Below are 3,408 nucleotides of genomic sequence, written 5' to 3'. Positions count from 1 at the left end.
GCGGAACTGGGTGCGGGCCGCTGACGCCGGGATTGCGGTGCCAGGGTCGGCGCTGAACGATGGCGAGCGGGCCGAGCTCGCGCGGCTTCGCAGGGCCGAGCGCGATTGGCAGGTCGAGAAGGAGATCCTGCGCCGGGCGGCCGCGTATTTCGCACGGGAGATGAAGTGAGGGACCGCCACTGGGACTTCATCTCCACTCACCGGGCCGAGTTCGGCGTCCAGCGTGGCCTCGTTCACGTGAAGTGGTTCAACTTCCGGGCTCTGTCGCTGATTCAGGGGTCTTGGCTGGCTGATCATGGTGATAGGAGGATGCGGCGGCGTAGGAGGTCGAAGTGCCTCGGGTGGCGGCCAAGGTGATCTCCAGCTCCACGAACGATTCCTCGGCCCGGTGAACGAGGGCTTCGAGGGCCGTCTCCGAGTGCGGGCCGAGGAGGCCGCGCGCGCCTCCTCGGTGTGGTCGAGGACATTGGCCCGGCGGCCGGCCGCGGCCTTGGCCCCGGCGAGGAGCGCGGTGACACATCCGGGTGTGAGGACCGGCTCCGCCAGTCCGCGGAGCTCGTGCAGCAACACTTCCATGTCGGACATCCGACCCCCTCGACCGTTTTCGATGATCACGGGTAGCGCTGGCAGGGGGCCTGGACCAGCGGTTCGGGCGGCCGTTCGGCCGACGGGCCTCTCGCGTCGCCGGGCGTGCCGTCCGACATGACGGGCGGCTCATGACGTGGGCCGGACAGGTGCCGGGGCGCCAGGGGAACGGCGTCGGGGGTCAGCCCCGCGCGCGGCGCATCAGCAGATCCCGCAGCTGGCGGGCGTGTCGGCGGCTGACCGCGAGTTCCGCCGTTCCCACGCGCACGGTGGTGGTCCCGGAGTCCAGACGCAGTTCGTCGATGCGACCGAGAGCGACGAGGCGACTGCGGTGTATGCGCACGAAGCCACGGGAGGCCCAGCGTTCCTCCAGCGTGCCCAGGGGAATCCGCACGAGGTGGCTGCCCTCGGCCGTGTGCAGCCGTGCGTAGTCGCCATGGGCCTCGATGTAGGCGATGTCGCCGACCGCGACGAACCGGGTGACACCTCCGAGTTCCACCGGGATGTATTCGGACGCGTCATGGGTCACGGTGGCTCCCGTGGCCGAGGGCTGCGTCCGCGCGTTCTCGGCCGGGACGGGTTCCTCGCGCACGGACTCGGCCAAGTCGCTCGCCCGACGCACCGCTTCCGACAGCCGCTCGCGCCGCACCGGTTTGAGTAGGTAGTCGACGGCCTTGAGATCGAACGCCTTGACGGCGAAGTTCTCATGGGCCGTGACGAACACGATCAGAGGAGGGCGGGCGAAACCGGCGAGGAGCTTGGCCACGTCGAGCCCGGTCAGCCCCGGCATGTGTATGTCCAGGAAGACGACATCAATAGCGTTCGCACCGTCGGGTCCGGCGTCGAGCGCTCGGCTGATGCGGCGCAGGGCCTCGGCGGCGTCGGTCGCCCCCTCGGCACTCTCGACCCGTGGATCGGAGCGCAGCAGGTACAGCAGTTCCTCCAGCGCCGGCTTCTCGTCGTCGACAGCCAGTACGCGCAGCATGCCGCCCATTCTACGGGTGCAGCGGGCACCGGGCTCAGGCCGCGCTTCCTGCCCCGGTGGAGCCGACCGGGTGCTGTGAGATATCTCCGCCGGCCGTCCGTCCCGGCCGGGGTGCCCGCCCTCGACACGCTCGGCGGCCCCGGACGGGTGGGAGCATGCCGCACCGGGCGCCGACTCACGCCGCTCCCCGCTGCGGCGCGAGCGGCCTGGCCTGCACCGCACGGAACGCACGCGGTCCGGGGACGTCGGCTACCGGGAGGACGCCGAGGTGAGGGAGTTCGATCAGACGGCAGCCGAGCCCGCGCAGCCAACCGGCCACGTTCCGGGCCTCGCCGTCGTCCAGCGCGAACACAAAGAAGCCCGGTACGAGCAGCGTGGCGATCCAGCCGCGCTCGATGGACCACAAGAGGCATTCCAGCTGCGGCAGGCCATCGACCGCCCGGCGGCCGTTGTCCAGGTACTCCACCGGCTCGGGTAGGCGGTGCCAGTGTGCGAGCCGTCCCAGCGCACGGCGGTGACACTCCATCGCCGTGCTGTCATAGGGGTAACACCGCAGGTACATGGCGGGCCGTCCATGACCGACACTCTGTCGGGGGAACGTGAGCATGCTGTCTTCACCTACTCGTCTCAGGACGTGCCGTCATGCCGACGATGCCGTTGTCCCGCGGCCGCCCGGCGGACGGTGAGCCGGCCAACACAGAGCGTGGAACACGAACGGATTGGTTGTTGCCTCCGGTACGCAAGGCCCGAACGGTTCCGGCCGCGCCCGGCGGTGGATCCGGGACCGCCGGGGTCAGGTGCCGGAAGCACGCGCACGGACGCCGAGCGGGGCGGCAGCGCGGGATGTCCAGGGTGGGCCGCTCACCGGTCGTCGCCCTTTGCCGCCCAACTCGTCCGCGCCTACGGTCCATCCCAGCCCGCGAAGGCCCGCACCGATAGTCACCGGGGCGGGAGGTGCGACGAACGGTCGCATCGTGCGGCCAGTGGTGCGCCGAGCGGTCGGCTGGGGACGGGGATGGCGTCAACCGGGAACCGGGGCGATGTCGGCGAGGAGACCCGGCGAGCGACGGGTGCCGGGCCGCGCCCCGGCGCAGGCCCAGGACGCGCCGGTGAGGCAGCGGCAGGGGATCGGCGGACCAGCAGACCCACAGGGCGAGTTCGGCCGCGCCCGCGCACCCGGCTGGCTGGCCGCTTCCTCGCGTATCCGGCCGGGGCCGGTGAGTGAGCCGCGAGCCCGTTGACGCCGTACGGGCGCGTCAGCACCGCCGGTCGCAACACCGCCACAAGCGGTTACGAGACCGTGCCGGTGGCCGGCATTCCCCGTTCCCTCCACCCCGATCCAGGACGAGATGATCGAGCTCTTCGCCGCCCACGCGGGCTGCCGGTCCCACGGCCTCGCCGCAGCGCCCGAACTCGCCTCCGACGACTTCGGCACTCCGTGACGGCGACGACTCGGGACGGGATCAAGGAGGGTGCCGGGCCCGCCACCGAGTTCCCCTGTGCGGAGGAGGAGTCGGCGTGAGTGCCTCGGGCATCTGGCTGCCGAGGTGCTCGGCCGTGACGAGTCGACACGGGCCCACGGGAGCGCCCGGGCGGAGCCGAGCAGGCCCCCCAACGACTCGCAAGTGCGGGAGCCTGCTTCGTCAGCGTCGCCTCTGCGCCGGGAAGTCGGCGAGGCCTGCCTGGATGAGGCTCATCACCGAGCTGTCGGCCAGCGTGGTGGTGTCGCCGACCTCGCGGCCCTCGGCGATGTCGCGCAGCAGGCGGCGCATGATCTTGCCGGAGCGGGTCTTCGGGAGCTCGCCGACGATCTTGATCTGCTTCGGCTTGGCGATCGG

The 3,408-nt window shown here is 71.3% G+C and carries 3 protein-coding genes and 1 pseudogene; 1 reads left to right on the top strand and 3 read right to left on the bottom strand.

The annotated features are described in order from the left end of the window. Window positions 1-67: 67 nt before the first annotated feature. Window positions 68-225, top strand: a pseudogene (locus ACFWOG_RS40220) (IS3 family transposase); the annotation flags it as partial. A gap of 541 nt (window positions 226-766) precedes the next feature. Here ACFWOG_RS40220 and ACFWOG_RS40215 read toward each other — a convergent pair. The 3 genes from ACFWOG_RS40215 to ACFWOG_RS40205 form a co-directional block, all read right to left on the bottom strand. After that, window positions 767-1,570 (bottom strand): LytR/AlgR family response regulator transcription factor, encoded by an 804-nt coding sequence (locus ACFWOG_RS40215; RefSeq protein WP_380364639.1) that lies wholly within the window; start codon window positions 1,568-1,570, stop codon window positions 767-769. Window positions 1,571-1,745: 175 nt separating this feature from the next. Then, complete coding sequence (locus tag ACFWOG_RS40210) at window positions 1,746-2,132, bottom strand: hypothetical protein (RefSeq protein WP_380364637.1); 387 nt, start codon at window positions 2,130-2,132, stop codon at window positions 1,746-1,748. Between the two features lie 1,081 nt (window positions 2,133-3,213). Beyond that, window positions 3,214-3,408, bottom strand: a 195-nt coding sequence (locus ACFWOG_RS40205; protein WP_380364635.1) for a hypothetical protein, incomplete at its 5' end; no start/stop codon positions are given.

The organism is Kitasatospora sp. NPDC058406 (assembly GCF_042722765.1).
Lineage (GTDB): Bacteria > Actinomycetota > Actinomycetes > Streptomycetales > Streptomycetaceae > Kitasatospora.
Note: the sequence above shows the minus strand (reverse complement) of the source record. Positions and strands in the feature narration are given on the sequence as shown.